The sequence below is a fragment of the Bartonella bennetti genome (assembly GCF_045945445.1).
Taxonomy (GTDB): domain Bacteria; phylum Pseudomonadota; class Alphaproteobacteria; order Rhizobiales; family Rhizobiaceae; genus Bartonella.
The window spans coordinates 192,175-206,854 of sequence record NZ_CP174576.1; the positions used below are offsets into that span (position 1 = coordinate 192,175).

General features: G+C 35.3%; 11 protein-coding genes. 7 read left to right on the forward strand and 4 right to left on the reverse strand.

Annotated elements, in window-relative coordinates:
* The first annotated feature begins 54 nt into the window (after positions 1-54).
* Entirely contained in the window at positions 55-2,073 is a 2,019-nt protein-coding gene (locus ACJTDF_RS00720; protein WP_407965707.1) for a M3 family metallopeptidase, read from the forward strand.
* 463 nt (positions 2,074-2,536) lie between these two features.
* On the opposite strand, the gene ACJTDF_RS00725 is transcribed toward ACJTDF_RS00720, so the two are convergent.
* Complete coding sequence (locus ACJTDF_RS00725; RefSeq protein ID WP_407965708.1) at positions 2,537-3,793, reverse strand: lytic murein transglycosylase; 1,257 nt, start codon at positions 3,791-3,793, stop codon at positions 2,537-2,539.
* Between the two features lie 263 nt (positions 3,794-4,056).
* On the opposite strand from ACJTDF_RS00725, the gene galU reads away from it, so the two are divergent.
* On the forward strand, positions 4,057-4,947 hold the full coding sequence (gene galU, locus ACJTDF_RS00730; protein WP_407965709.1) for a UTP--glucose-1-phosphate uridylyltransferase GalU: 891 nt from the start codon (positions 4,057-4,059) through the stop codon (positions 4,945-4,947).
* A 39-nt stretch (positions 4,948-4,986) separates the two neighbouring features.
* The gene (locus tag ACJTDF_RS00735) at positions 4,987-5,982 is read left to right on the forward strand and encodes an SIS domain-containing protein (RefSeq protein WP_407965710.1); all 996 of its coding nucleotides are present in this window, start codon (positions 4,987-4,989) and stop codon (positions 5,980-5,982) included.
* Positions 5,983-6,235: 253 nt separating this feature from the next.
* Here the strand turns inward: ACJTDF_RS00735 and ACJTDF_RS00740 are convergent, their stop codons facing one another.
* Positions 6,236-6,610 carry a hypothetical protein gene (locus ACJTDF_RS00740; protein ID WP_407965711.1) on the reverse strand — a complete coding sequence of 125 codons (375 nt, stop codon included), beginning with the start codon at positions 6,608-6,610 and terminating at the stop codon, positions 6,236-6,238.
* Between the two features lie 206 nt (positions 6,611-6,816).
* On the opposite strand from ACJTDF_RS00740, the gene ACJTDF_RS00745 reads away from it, so the two are divergent.
* The 3 genes from ACJTDF_RS00745 to guaB all read left to right on the forward strand — a co-directional run bounded on the left by ACJTDF_RS00745 (position 6,817) and on the right by guaB (position 11,682).
* Entirely contained in the window at positions 6,817-8,190 is a 1,374-nt protein-coding gene (locus ACJTDF_RS00745; protein ID WP_407965712.1) for a sigma-54-dependent transcriptional regulator, read from the forward strand.
* Between the two features lie 269 nt (positions 8,191-8,459).
* Positions 8,460-10,031 carry a phospholipase D family protein gene (locus tag ACJTDF_RS00750; protein ID WP_407965713.1) on the forward strand — a complete coding sequence of 524 codons (1,572 nt, stop codon included), beginning with the start codon at positions 8,460-8,462 and terminating at the stop codon, positions 10,029-10,031.
* Between the two features lie 148 nt (positions 10,032-10,179).
* Entirely contained in the window at positions 10,180-11,682 is a 1,503-nt protein-coding gene (gene guaB, locus ACJTDF_RS00755; protein WP_407965714.1) for an IMP dehydrogenase, read from the forward strand.
* A 171-nt stretch (positions 11,683-11,853) separates the two neighbouring features.
* Here the strand turns inward: guaB and ACJTDF_RS00760 are convergent, their stop codons facing one another.
* Positions 11,854-12,003, reverse strand: a complete 150-nt coding sequence (locus ACJTDF_RS00760; protein WP_407965715.1) for a hypothetical protein — start codon at positions 12,001-12,003, stop codon at positions 11,854-11,856.
* Between the two features lie 256 nt (positions 12,004-12,259).
* Positions 12,260-13,126 (reverse strand): universal stress protein, encoded by an 867-nt coding sequence (locus ACJTDF_RS00765; protein WP_407965716.1) that lies wholly within the window; start codon positions 13,124-13,126, stop codon positions 12,260-12,262.
* A 243-nt stretch (positions 13,127-13,369) separates the two neighbouring features.
* On the opposite strand from ACJTDF_RS00765, the gene ACJTDF_RS00770 reads away from it, so the two are divergent.
* A complete protein-coding gene (locus tag ACJTDF_RS00770; protein WP_407965717.1) occupies positions 13,370-14,656 on the forward strand; it encodes an RsmB/NOP family class I SAM-dependent RNA methyltransferase in 1,287 nt (428 codons plus the stop codon).
* Positions 14,657-14,680 lie beyond the last annotated feature (24 nt).

Consider the following 14,680-nt stretch of genomic DNA (forward strand, 5'->3'; position numbering starts at 1 on the left):
TAAGTGATTATTTTGTTTTAAACTTATTAATACTAATAGAGGCAATATAATATTATGACACAAGCAGCAATATTCGACTGGATGGGATTTTCAGGGCTTCCTGATTTTGCTTCAATAAATGATGATGATTTTAAACCTGCTTTTGAACATGTACTGAAAGAAGCTGAAGAGGAAATAGAAGTTATTGCTGCTTTGGAAGAGCTACCAACACTTGAGAATTTTTTGCAGCCTTTTGAGCTTGTTGGCAAGAATCTTGATCGTGTATGCTCAATATTTTTTTTGCGTGCGAGTGCACACAGTAATGAATTGATTCAAAAATTAGAACAAGAATTTGTTGTCAAGCTTTCGCGTTATTCTGCAAGAATTATGATGGATACACGAATATTTGCGAAAATGGATATGCTCTACAAACAATCACAGCAAGGTTTATATGATCACGAAACTAAACGTGTGATTGAATTATGGTGGAAGAAATTTGTTAATAATGGTGCAAAACTTGATGAAAAAGGTAAAAAACGTCTTGTTGAAATTGATGAAAGACTTGCCTTTTTAGGTGCTACTTTTGGTCAGCATATCTTAAAAGATGAGGCTGAGTGGATTTTGTTTTTAGAAAAAACAGATTTATCTGGTTTGCCAGATGATCTTATTGCTTCTATGGAGGCAATTTCTTGTGAAAGAGGTCGTAATGGACTATATGCATTAATTTTAATGCGCTCGATTATTGAACCTTTTTTAAAATTCTCTCATCGTCGTGATTTGCGCAAAACAGCTTTTCAAGCTTGGTCCCAACGGGGTGAAAATACTCATGATAATAAAGCAATTATTGTTGAGATGATTGCACTTCGGGATGAAAAAGCGAAATTGTTGGGGTATAAATCTTTTGCGGATTTAAAGCTTGACAATACTATGGCTAAAAATGTTGATGCAGTTATGAGTTTGCTTATCCCTGTATGGGAGCGTGCAAAGGTTAAAGCTGCTGCTGAACAAGCTGAATTACAAAATTTTGCAAAAAATCAAGGAAATAATGAGCCCTTAAAAGCTTGGGACTGGCGCTATTATGCTGAAAAATTGCGTAATGAGAAATTTTTGTTTGATGAAACAGAAGTAAAATATTATTTGCAGCTTGATCGCATGATTGAAGCAGCTTTTTTTGTTGCAAAAAAACTTTTTGGAATTTCATTTGAAGAAAAAACTACTGTTGCGCTTTGGCATCCTGATGCACGCTTATGGGAGGTCAAAAAATCTGATGGAAGTTTACTTGGCCATTTCATTGGTGATTATTTTGCACGTTCTTCAAAACGATCTGGAGCATGGATGAGCAGATTACAATCACAGCATAAATTGAATGGAGGACAAAAGCCTATCGTTTATAATGTATGCAATTTTGCTAAGTCTTCTAAAGGGAAGCTTTCTCTTTTGTCGCTTGATGATGCACGCACACTTTTCCATGAATTTGGGCATGCGTTGCATGGTTTGCTTTCTGATGTCACATGGCCATCTGTTGCAGGAACATCAGTTGTGCGTGATTTTGTTGAGCTTCCCTCTCAACTTTATGAGCATTGGCTAATTGTACCAGAAGTCTTACAATCGTATGCTACGCATATAGAAACAGGTACTCCTTTGCCGCAAACTTTGTTAGATAAAATTTTGTCAGCACATACATTTAATTCTGGTTTTAATGCTGTTGAGTTTCTTTCATCTGCTTTAGTAGATATGGCTTTTCATCAAGAAGTAAAAGTGGTGGATCCAACACTTTTTGAACGTAAGGAACTAGAAAAGCTAGGAATGCCTGACGCAATTATTATGCGTCATCGTCCTCCGCATTTTGCACACATATTTTCAGGTGATGGTTATGCGGCTAGCTATTATTCTTATATGTGGTCAGAAGTACTGGATGCTGATGCTTTTCAAGCTTTTGAAGAAACAGGTGATGTTTTTAATCCAGAGCTTGCTAGTCGATTAAAGCGTTTTATCTATTCTGCTGGAGGGAGTTATGATCCCGAGAAACTCTATGAATCTTTTCGAGGGCGATTACCTTCACCAGAATCAATGATAAAGAAACGTGGACTGTAAAGATAAAGAATAGGGTGTGGATATACTGATTTTGGCTGAAGATAAATTAAGGCACCGATAAAAATACTATGATTTTTGAAAGCTAGAACTAAAATTTTGTACGTTACCTATTTTAGCTTTAGCTTCAACCAAAGCTTGTATTTCTTATGACATCACTAAATAATAATTCTATGGTCTTGAATAATTTTACTAAAATTTTTTTTGAGATATAGTTATATTTAAATAATGTAACGAGATCCTTATTTTTAAAACGCAGAGTTAGCAATTATAGCACTTTTTTCTAATTGCATGATGCATTTCATAGAGTGAAAATTTTATTTCAATTTATTTTAGGGATTTTTTATAAACAAGAAAATCATCTTGAAATTAAGAATTTTGTCCAATTTTAAGATATCATATAATCAATAAGAAATAAAAAATTCAATAAATCAAATGAATATGAGATGAGTGTTGTACTTTAAGGTTATTGTTTTCTGATATGAGAAAGAGTTTCGTAGCTTGGATATCCATTGGCTTCTAAACCATGACGTAGCTGAAAAGCTTTAATAGCTTTCTTGGAGGCTGTACCAATTTTACCATCAATTTCTCCTTGATAGTCTCCAAGTTTTTCTAGGCGAGATTGCAGTTCTATACGCTCTTTGAAAGTAATAGGTTTAAATGGTCGATTCCAATCTTGGGATAATTTAGGGTGTCCAGCGATACGGTCAGCAAGAAGGCCAACAGCGAAAGCATAACGATCTGCATTATTATAACGTTTAATCACAAAGAAATTTTTTGTTACCAGAAACGCCGGCCCTTTTGGACCATCAGGAAATTTTAATATTGCTTGTTCAGATAAAGAAGGAAAAGGCTTTTGATGTGCATGTTGAACACCTAATTCTTTCCATTGTTTAAAGGATAACCAATTTTCAGGTAATTTTTTGTTATTTGGTAATTTAACTTCAATTCCCCAGGTGAGATTAGATTGCCAACCATTCCTATGGAGAAGGTTAGCAGCAGTAGCAAGTGAATCGGGAATCGAATTCCAAATATCAGAGCGCCCACTTCCATCCATATCAATAGCATAGATGAGATAACTGCTCGGAATAAATTGCGTATGTCCTAATGCTCCCGCCCAAGATCCCACGAGTTGAGAGCGGTGAATTTCACCACTTTGTAGAATTTTCATTGCTGCAATAAGTTGCGTGCGCGCATATTTTTGACGTTTTTGGTCAGCATAAGCTAAAGTAGCAAGTGAACGGATAGTATCACGCATTATGCCTTTATTTGTTAAAATTTTTCCATAGTTGCTTTCCATAGACCAAATAGCGAGGAGGAGATTACGGTTAACACCAAAACGGTTTTCAATTTTTTGTAACCACTGTTGCCATTTTTTAGCTTGCTGTCTTCCTTCGATAATTGCATTATCATGAATGCGATTGTCAAAATATTCCCATGGCATATCAACAAATTCTGGTTGATATGCTGCTTTTTTTAAGACTTCTTGGTCAATTGTATGAATTGTTTTAAAAGCTATATCAAATGTGGAGGGCGAAATATTGTTGGCTAAAGCCGTTTTTTTAAATTCATTAATCCAGTGTTGAAAACGACTATCAGCATATGTGAGCGAGGAAAAAGCTATTGGAAGAATAGTAAAGATAGAAATTAAACCAATGAGAAGGAGTATTCGATTTATGTTTTTTTCTGAAGAAAATAATGTACTAAATTTTGTTATTTTCATTTTCTAATTTTTATCTTTTTATGAAGTATTTGAGCATGCAATCATTTTATTTTTTGTATTTAGTGAATTATATATCAGATTAAGCAAATTATTCAAATTAATTGTTTTAATAAAGTAATTTATTAATTATTGCGTCCTTTCTATGTTTATTATATGAAAAGCTAGAGAATAGAACATCTTTATTTATTTGTAGTTAAAATATATTATGTCAGAAAATTATACAGTAAATAGAGTTATACAGTAAATTAAATAGGAAGATGAGTGTGCATAAAATCCGTAAGGCAGTATTTCCTGTAGCAGGTCTTGGTACTCGTTTTCTTCCAGCAACAAAAGTAGTTCCTAAAGAAATGCTAACTATTGTTGATAAGCCTGTTATTCAATACGTGGTAGATGAGGCACGTGAAGCAGGTATTGAGCATTTCATTTTTGTTACTGGGCGTAATAAGGCAGTTATTGAAGATTATTTTGATGCTCAGGTTGAATTATATACGACTCTTGCTGCATGTGAAAGAACAGAGGAGCTAGAGCATTTAAAAAATTTGCAATTACAGCCAGGAATGACTTCTTTCACTCGGCAACAGCAACCTTTAGGATTAGGACATGCTGTTTGGTGTGCGCGTGAGCTCGTTGGAAAAGAGCCTTTTGCTTTATTATTGCCGGATATGCTCATGCAAACTAAAGAAGGTTGTCTTTCTGAGATGATGCGTCTTTATGAAAAAACAGGAGGAGGTAATATTATTGCTGTTCAAGAGTGTAATCATGAAGAAGTATATAAATATGGTATCGTAGGAAAAGGAAAGCAGGTTGCAAATGGTTTTGAAATTACACAAATGGTAGAGAAACCAGCCATAGAAAAAGCTCCATCTAATCTGTATATTAATGGACGTTATATTTTGCAGCCAGAGATTTTTGATATTTTAGCTGATCAAAAACAAGGGACAGGAAATGAGATTCAATTAACAGATGCTATGGTGCAACTTTCAAATGAACAGGCTTTTTTTGGTTTTCAATTAGATGGATGCACTTTTGATTGTGGGTCTAAAATTGGCTTTATTGAAGCTAATGTCGCATTTGCTCTCTCACGTACTGATATGCATCAGCAACTTTTTACATCATTGAAAAACTTACTTGCAAAAATTAACGTTGCAAAATGATATAGACTTTGAGTGTGATTTCATTTATCGAATTTAATTATGACGATAGAGTCTCTTCATACGTTAAATTTACAAAATGCGGTTATCTTAGCGCTTAAGACTATTTCTATTGAAAAACGAGGGCTTGAAGCTCTTGAAAAGGCCTTTCATGAGAAGCTTGCGGATTCTTTTAAAGCAGCTGTCCAAGCCATTAGTAATGCGAATGGTCACGTGGTAATTACTGGTCTTGGCAAGAGCGGTCATATAGGAACGAAAATTGCTGCGACTTTAGCTTCAACTGGAACACCTGCTTTTTTTATTCATGCTGCGGAAGCTAATCATGGTGATCTTGGTATGATTGGTTCTGATGATGTTGTTCTTGCTTTATCATGGTCTGGGGAAACTACAGAGTTAAGTGGTATTATAAGTCATACTGCACGTTTCCATATACCACTAATTGCAATCACATCTGGTGAGCACTCTATATTAGGGCGGCAAGCTGATATTGTATTATTATTGCCAAAAGTAGAGGAGGCTTGTCCTCACGGGCTTGCTCCGACAGCTTCAACAACTATGCAATTAGTGATAGGGGACGCATTAGCTATTGCTCTTTTGGAAATGCGAGGTTTTACTGCAACTGATTTCAAAATTTATCATCCTGGAGGTTCTCTTGGTGCAAACCTTAAATACGTGCGTGATATTATGCATCAAGGTGATCGTGTTCCTTTAGTTATGCAGGGAGTCTCCATGACAGCAGCTATGGAGATTTTGGTTAAAAAACATTTTGGTTGCGTTGGTGTTGTAAATTCAAGAGGCGAATTAATTGGGATTATAACAGATGGTGATCTTGCACGAAATATTCACAATGATTTATCACAGTTTAATGTTGATGAGGTAATGACTAAAAATCCAAAGACTGTTGGTCCAGACACACTCGTTGGTGCAGCGACAGCGTTTATTAATGATCATCATATTGGAGCATTTTTCGTGATTGAAAATAAAAAGCCTATTGGAATCGTTCATTTTCATGATCTTTTGCGTATTGGTGTGGCATGAGTTAATTAATACTGAGAATCCAATATTATTTATCAGTAAAAAATGATGAAACAATAGCAGTAATATCTTTAAGAGGAAGAAGACTTGAGGTATCTATTTGTGAGTGGTTATTTTTAAAGTTTATGACATAATATAAGCTTAGAGATTTAGAGATATCGTAATATGTTTTATCTAATAATTTACTCACAGGAAGAAAGAATTTTTTTCCTGTGAGAGTGTTTTTTATATTCTTATAAAAAGTTTTAAATTTTATTTAGGTTTTGCGTTTGAGGAAGAATTGTGAACCAGTATTTGATGTACAGAGGAGTTGCATTGTATCATTAGATATTGTGCAACTTGCTCTAGAAACAGTTCCACGAAGAAGAGAATATATTTCAATTTCTACGTGGTGAGTATTGATATAATGGTAGGTACCTTCTGAAAGTTTTTCTCTTGTATCTGCTGCTCGTGTTTCAAAAATACCATTATGAAAAGAAGAAATAATACCGTTTGTGTCGATCCATTCTCCATCGATTCCGGTTGGCATATTGTTGATAAATAAGAAATTCTTGTGATTGTGCGAATGATTACAAGCAACTAATATCAAAGCAGTTATTGTTAGGTATAAAATACAGCAAATGTGTTTCATGTTTTTTACTCTATATGTTTTCTTTATTACTTTTTACGACAAGTTTAAAGTAAAAGAAAAAAATTGAAAAGACTTTTAAACATTGTGCTTAATGAATAATTTGATAAAATTAGCATGCCGGTTATAAAAGGTAAAATGTATTTTGTGGTTTATAATGAATCTTATTATAAATATATTTAGTAGTCTCAAAGGAGATTATTAAAGTTATGGCTGGTCCTATTCTTGTTGCGGGCGAAGATCACGGAAAGCGTGCAGAGCTTTCTATTATGCTTCGAGGATTTGGTTATCATGTTATTGAAGCAGAAAATAGTTTACGTACAATTGATCTTTTATATAGGCGTAAAAATATCACGCTTGTGTTGCTTGATGTTGCTATGAGTGATTTAAGCGTAAGTGATCTCATTAAAATGATTAGAACAGCCCGAATCTCTATTCGCGTCATTATTATAGCAAAACAAGATAATCAAGAATTGATTCAAAAGGCTTTAAAAGCTGGAGCTATTGATTATTGGATTTATCCAGTTACACCACTACGGTTAAGAGTTACTTTGAATAATCTTGCGTTCATTTCCGCATTAGAAAATGAAATTCAGTATATTCGTAGACAAAAAGAAAATCATTTACAATTTTCTGATATCTATAAAAAAAGCAGTGTAATGCAGGTTATTTTAGAACAATCAAAAAGTGCAGCGACTTCTTTTCAGAATCTTTTGATAGAGGGTGAAGTAGGGACTGGTCATGAGAAATTAGCTCGCATCATCCACGATGAAAGTTTTTTTTCGAAGGGAGCTTTTGTGCGCTTCCAATGTTTACCGGTTTTTGATTCAGAGGAAGAGAGTCGTTTTTGGTTTAAAGAGTTTTTACCGCTGGTTTCTTCTCTTGAACATGGGACGCTTTGCTTATGTGATATTGATCGATTGGAGCCGATACAGCAAAAACGTTTTGCGCATTACCTGCAAGAGAGAGCAGAAACAACAAAAGATAAAAATCTACCTTTTCGTATTATTGCTTTTTCAACATCACGTCTTGCAGATTTAGTTCAGGTAGGCTTTTTTACACACAGTTTTTTTGAACAAATTTCTCAATTATATATTAATATTCCCGCTTTGCGAGAGTTGAGGGGTGAACTTCCAGAAATTTCTCAATGTTTAATTGATCATATTATTGCTGAAACGGGGCAATCGCATGTGCATGGTTTAGCAGGAACGGTTATTTCTATGTTTATGCAGTATGATTGGCCTGGCAATTATAGAGAACTGGAAAATTTGCTATTCCGTGCGGTTTTGATGAGCGAAGGACCATTATTAACTGTACGAGATTTTCCGCAATTGATAAAAAATCCATACATGAGTATTTCAAAGATAACTGATAATGATATTCAAGAATGCTATGAGAGAAAATTTATACGATTTTTAAATGTTGATGGGCATGTACGCACTTTTTCTGAGATGGAGCGTGATATTATTGAAAAGGCAGTTGTACATTATAAAGGACGTATGAGTGAAATTGCGCGGCGTCTCCAGATTGGGCGTTCTACTCTTTATCGTAGAATAGAGGAATTGAATACAATAAATAATTAAAAGCAGTAAAAGATCTTTAACAAAACATCTATATTTACGAATCAGAATAATTCAAAAAGGTATGATTGTCTTATCAGCAAAAAAAGAAGTCCTTTTAGCTATAAAAATGAAACGTTACTTATTGTAATAATTTGCTTATTTAAAATATTATTCAAACAATAATAGTAAGATTGCTCAGAATTTTTGAATATGAACAGAGCCATTGATTCTAATGTTTTTTTACGTATTTATTGAGTATATGATATTTTTTAGAAAGAAAGTTTATCTCTTTGACTCTATTAAACATTATTGTTGGCCTCACTATACTTTTCATTATTGCTTCTATGTTAGCAATTTATACTTATGGTTGCTTCGCTAGAAGTGCCAGAGGAGAATGTTCTTACGCACTAAGTGTTGAGAAAAGTGAGACTGAAATTGATCGTATAGTCAGCCGATTAGCAAAAGAAACAAATGGGGTGGGGATTGATAAAGATGCTCTTTCGCTTATTGTAAGCAATTTAGATGCATTTTGTGTTCGTGCGATAGGAGCAGCACAAGCTGGACGCAGTCTTGATCTGATGTATTACATTTGGGATGATGATTTAACAGGACGTTTGTTGCTTAGCGAAGTAGTTGAGGCAGCTGATCGTGGTGTACGAGTGCGTCTTCTTTTGGATGATATTAATGCTCAGGGGCGTGATCCGGCTTATGTTGCACTTGATAAACATCCTCATATTGAGGTGAGAGTATTTAATCCAGGGCGCATACGTAAAGGTGGTTTACGCCGTGGTTTAGAGATTATATTGCGGGCGATTATGGTAACGCGCAGAATGCACAATAAAGCCTTTATTGTTGATGGGCGTGTAGCTTTTGTAGGAGGACGAAATCTTGCAGATTCTTATTTGGGTGTAAGTAAACAGTCAAGTTTTCGAGATTTAGATCTCATGTTAATTGGTCCGTCGGTAAAAAAAATAGAAACGATCTTTGATAACTTTTGGAATAGTGCTGTGGTTTTACCGATTCATACTTTGGTTGTTCCTGACAGAGCGAGAGACCTCGATATTTGGAAAGCTAAATTACGTAAATTCCGTAACTCAAAAGTTGCCAAAGTCTACTTAACTTATGTCAATAAGCATATCAATTTTGAATATTTTATTCAAATAGGTAAACGATTATTTGTAGCAGATAAAGTCGATGTTCTTTCAGATCCTCCAGAAAAGGCATTACGGAAGCATACAGCAAATTGGCTGATGGAAGCCCTTTCACAGGTTATTGATAGCGCAAAAAAAACAGTTCAGATTACATCGCCTTATTTTGTACCGGGTAAAGAAGGTACACAGAGCTTCCGCAATTTGGTATCAAAAGGTATTAATGTCAAAATTCTTACTAATTCTTTAGCAGCTACTGATGTGGCCATTGTACATGGTGGTTATGCACCTTATCGTAAAGTGTTATTAAAAAGTGGTATTCAACTCTATGAATTAAAACCGGATGGAGGAGCTCACCGATTGCAGTTGTTTAGATCTAATAAAGCGAGTTTGCATACGAAAGCTTTTTTAATTGATTGTAAAACTGCTTTTATTGGATCTTTAAATTTTGATCCTCGTTCGGTTTCATTGAATACAGAAATGGGAATTCTTTTTGAATGTGCGCCAATTGCAGCAAGACTAGACTTACTTTTTTCTGAGGAAACGACCGGTGAAATGAGTTATTGTTTACGTCTTGGTGATAATGATCGTATTTACTGGGATTTTATTGAAAATGAAAAAAAACACAGTGTTGACTATGAACCAGAAAGTAATTTGAAGCGTCGTGTATTTGCAAAAATAATGAGTTGGTTGCCCATTGAATCGCAATTATAGATTATACAAGTTCTATTTTAGAAAAATATTTATTTTCTCTTTTCATTTTATTGGTCACATGGCATAATTGACTGCCAATTCGCGACTTAAGAAAATTAAAGTTGCCCCTATAACTGTCGCAGTGTTTTAGTATTAGAGGAATTTGGCTATGGCAAAAATTATTGAAACAAGCACAGGTGCATTGGCACTAACCTTTGATGACGTGCTTTTGCAGCCAGGCCATTCTCTTGTTATGCCTAGCCAAGTGGATCTTAAAACCCGTATTGCAGCAGATATTGAGTTGAATTTACCACTTCTTTCTGCTGCAATGGATACGGTGACAGAGTCTCGTTTAGCAATTGCTATGGCTCAAGCTGGTGGTCTTGGTGTTATTCATCGGAATATGTCTCCTGCGGAGCAAGCTGAAGAAGTACGTCAAGTGAAGAAATTTGAATCCGGTATGGTTGTTAATCCAGTAACAATTGGTCCCGATGCAACACTTGAAGAAGCCAAGAATTTGATGCGTTTTCATAGTATTTCAGGTATTCCAGTTGTTGAGAGTGGTGCTAAAAGCCGAATTTCTGGTCGACTTGTTGGCATTTTGACTAATAGAGATGTGCGTTTTGCATCAGATCCAAAACAAAAAATCTATGAATTAATGACGCATGAAAATTTAATTACAGTGCGTGAAAATGTTCAATTAGATGAAGCAAAATATCTTTTACATCATCATCGTATTGAAAAGTTACTTGTTGTAGATGAACAAGGTCGCTGTGTTGGTTTGGTGACAGTTAAAGATATTGAAAAGGCACGGTTAAACCCGAATGCTGCAAAAGATTCTCAGGGTCGTTTGCGTGTTGCTGCTGCGAGTAGTGTAGGGGATGAAGGAATCGAACGTGCTGAACAATTAATTGATGCGGGTGTTGATTTATTAGTAATTGACACGGCTCATGGTCATTCTCAACGTGTATTGGATATGGTTGAACGTATTAAAAAAATGGCGCTTTCTACGGTTGTTATTGCTGGTAATGTAGCGACTCCTCAAGCAACACAAGCTTTGATTGATAGTGGTGCTGATGCGGTAAAAGTTGGTATTGGGCCTGGTTCTATTTGCACAACGCGAATTGTTGCAGGTGTTGGTGTTCCTCAACTTGCAGCTATTATGGGAGCTGCAGAAATTGCTGATAAAGCAGGTATTCCTATTATTGCTGATGGGGGTATCAAAGCTTCCGGTGATTTTGCTAAAGCTTTAGCAGGTGGTGCTTGTGCTGCTATGATTGGTTCTCTTCTTGCTGGTACAGAAGAAAGCCCAGGAGAAGTTTATCTCTATCAGGGCCGATCCTTTAAAGCTTATCGGGGTATGGGATCAGTTGGTGCTATGGCGAGGGGATCAGCAGATCGTTATTTTCAGGCTGAAGTTCGAGATACACTCAAATTAGTTCCTGAAGGTGTTGAGGGGCAAGTTGCATATAAAGGCCCTATCGCGTCAGTTTTACATCAACTGGCAGGCGGCTTGCGTGCTTCTATGGGATATGTGGGAGCAAAAAATTTAGCTGAGTTTCGTGAAAAAGCGACTTTCGTACGTATTACCAATGCTGGTCTTTATGAAAGCCATACACATGATGTTGCTATTACGCGTGAAAGTCCGAATTATCGCGGTCCTATTTGCTAGGGAAGACTATCAGTATGAAGAAGTTTTAGAGCGAAATCATAAGGTATTGGTCACTTCGTAAATAGTTTTCCTATTTAATTATTTTAGACTTAATAAAAAGAAAGAATTGGAGTATTAACATCCAATTCTTTCTGGAAGTTGTAGTTATGTAGAAGTTATATAAATAAAAAATTAATTTTTTACGTTTTTCCGTCCTGTTTTTGATGCATATTGGCGATTGTTAGCCATACCACTTTGGACGGATTTCTTGCCACTGTTTGAGGGCATTTTATTTTGGCTGCTTTTGGATGCAGTTGTTTTTCCATGACTAGAAGTCTTCATTATTTTCTCCTTTTTAATTATCTGGCATATACCAATGATATACCAGTACAAGACAAACGGTCATGCTAAAGAGTAGTTCCAATAATTTTCTAAAAAGTTCTCTTATACTTTTTGAGGAGAAAAGATAAATCTATATAGTGTTTTCAGATGTATTTTCATTTTTCACAGAAAATAAAATTCTGCAGGATATCATTTTGGATATTTATAGTGACTTATTGGGGCAATAAATGTTTGCTTTTACTGATTTGATAATAATTTATAATTTTCTCATAATCATAACCGGAATAGGTGCGTTGTGGATAATAGCCTGACTTTTAGAGCCAAATAAAAAATTATGCACCTTAGAATGATGGAAAGCGCCCATAAGGAGCATATTAAGATTAAGTGGTTCTATATTATGAAGAACCATTTGCTCAAAATTAATTTCTGTTCTGAGTGGTTCAGCATTAAATCCTGCAGATTGTAACCGTGCTAAGGTTTCGTCAAAGCTGTTTTGTATGGTTTGTATTTGTTGCTCTGCCATCCCTAATATAAAGGTTACATTTTTAAAAAATTCTTGTGTGCAAATAAAATCAATAGCTTTCATAATTAATGGACCACCATCAAAGGCTATTAGAATTCGTTGAATAGGCTGGAAGTTACGGGAGGCAACGAGAATTGGAAGTTCAGAAGAGCGTACGACATTTTCAAAGTTGAGTCCTAATCGCTTTTTATCAAGGGCTGTTTGCTCACCACGTTTTCCCATCACAATCATTGATGATTTATTGCTATAAGTGTTTAATGCATCTAGAAGAGTTCCATGACGTAAGCGTGTTTCAACTTCAATTTCACTATGAGAGCTGAGGTAATTTTTGGCTTCGTCTAAAGCGGTTTGTCCGATTTTTTGAGCAAAAAGTGCTTTAGCAAGAGTAGGATCTTGTTGTGCTAGGGGCGATGGATCAAGGATATTACTGTTAATATCCATTTGTTGTGTATTTGGTAAATGAATTTCTTCTTCTGATTTATCCAATACATGCAACAATCGAATTGTTGTTTGCATAGATTTAGCAGCCCATAATGCTAAATCACATACAGGATTTGCATATATTGAGGAATCAATAAGAGCGAGTATTGGTTTTGTCATTGCTAGTTTCTCAATGCTTTCATGTTACAGAATATTTTATTAGCTTCGTTAAGGTTTATAAATTATAAGATGATTGCCCCTCTTTCGCTTTAGAATAAAATATTCTAGATCATATTACTAGAACTATTCGGTTTTCAATATCCATTTTTGATTGTTTTAAAGTTAATGCTAAAAAATAGGTACGATAATTTTTATTTTTCAGTTAAATCATTTAGATTTTTAGAGATTGAATAGGAGAATTAAATGCGATTGGGTGGGCGGTTGCAGGCTGCAATAGATATTCTGCAAGAAATAGAAACACGTTATCGCCCTGCCAGTGAAGCTTTAAAAGATTGGGGGCTTTCTCACCGTTTTGCTGGGGTAAGTGATCGTGCAGCAATTGGAACAATTGTGTATGATGTTTTAAGGCGGCGTTATTCATTGCAATGGCGTATGGATAGTAACAATATTCGAGATATAGTTTTTGGTACTTTGTTCGATTCTGGTATGATGACGATTGAGCAAGTTGATAAAGTTTTAGAGGGAGATCGATTTGCACCGCAGTTATTGGCACCTCAACAGAGGAAAGCATGGCAACAACGTCAGTTAGTAAATGCACCAGACTATATTCGTGCTGATATTCCTCAATGGTGTCAAGCTTATTTATATCCTTTATTTACAGATAATTGGATTAAGGAAGCAGCTGCTTTAGCGACACGTCCTCCTTTAGATTTACGTGTGAACAGTTTAAAGGCAACACCTAAGAAGGTGCTTAAAGCCTTAGAAAAAACAAAGGTTAAGTCTTTTTCATGGTTTCAACAAGCGTTAAGGATTGAACCGATTGAAAAATTTGAGCGCCATCCTAATGTTCAGGCTGAACCTGCTTTTCAAAAAGGATATTTTGAGATACAGGATTTGGGGTCTCAACTTGTTTCTTATCTTATAGAAGCAAAAGCAGGTATGCAGTTATTAGATTATTGTGCGGGAGCTGGGGGAAAAACATTAGCTTTAGCTGCCAGTATGGAGAATCGAGGCCAAATTTATGCTTATGATTCAAACAAGATTCGCTTAGCTCCTATTTTTAATCGACTGCAACGTGCTGGTATTCATAATGTACAACCACGAGTGAATAAAGAAGAATTAAAATCATTAATAGGTCAAATAGATATTGTTTTATTGGATACTCCATGTAGTGGGACAGGAACATGGCGCCGTCATCCAGATGCGAAATGGCGTTTGACCTTACAAAAGGTGAAACAACGTCAAGAAGAACAGTTCGCTATTTTGAATGAAGCCTTAATTTATATAAAGCCAGGAGGGCGTTTAGTTTATATCACCTGTTCTCTCTTTAATGATGAAAATGAAAAACAAATTTCTCGGTTTCTTGAGAAGCATTCTAATTTTTTTCCAATCAATATGCAGAAACTTTGGCATCGACATTTTAGCTCTCTAATTATGCAGCCAGCATTTTCAAATTATGGACTGACTTTATCACCAGCAGCAACTAAAACAGATGGTTTCTTTTTATCTATTTTACAAAAGGAATTCTAATGCGTATTTTGATTTTGCATTTGT

Bases quoted from the DNA above. Each gene is read 5' to 3' on its own strand.
- ACJTDF_RS00720 (WP_407965707.1), top strand. From the start codon at position 55: ATGACACAAGCAGCAATATTCGACTGGATGGGATTTTCAGGGCTTCCT.
- ACJTDF_RS00725 (WP_407965708.1), bottom strand. From the start codon at position 3,793: ATGAAAATAACAAAATTTAGTACATTATTTTCTTCAGAAAAAAACATA.
- ACJTDF_RS00745 (WP_407965712.1), top strand. From the start codon at position 6,817: ATGGCTGGTCCTATTCTTGTTGCGGGCGAAGATCACGGAAAGCGTGCA.
- ACJTDF_RS00770 (WP_407965717.1), top strand. From the start codon at position 13,370: ATGCGATTGGGTGGGCGGTTGCAGGCTGCAATAGATATTCTGCAAGAA.
- ACJTDF_RS00765 (WP_407965716.1), bottom strand. From the start codon at position 13,126: ATGACAAAACCAATACTCGCTCTTATTGATTCCTCAATATATGCAAAT.
- ACJTDF_RS00740 (WP_407965711.1), bottom strand. From the start codon at position 6,610: ATGAAACACATTTGCTGTATTTTATACCTAACAATAACTGCTTTGATA.
- ACJTDF_RS00735 (WP_407965710.1), top strand. From the start codon at position 4,987: ATGACGATAGAGTCTCTTCATACGTTAAATTTACAAAATGCGGTTATC.
- guaB (WP_407965714.1), top strand. From the start codon at position 10,180: ATGGCAAAAATTATTGAAACAAGCACAGGTGCATTGGCACTAACCTTT.
- ACJTDF_RS00760 (WP_407965715.1), bottom strand. From the start codon at position 12,003: ATGAAGACTTCTAGTCATGGAAAAACAACTGCATCCAAAAGCAGCCAA.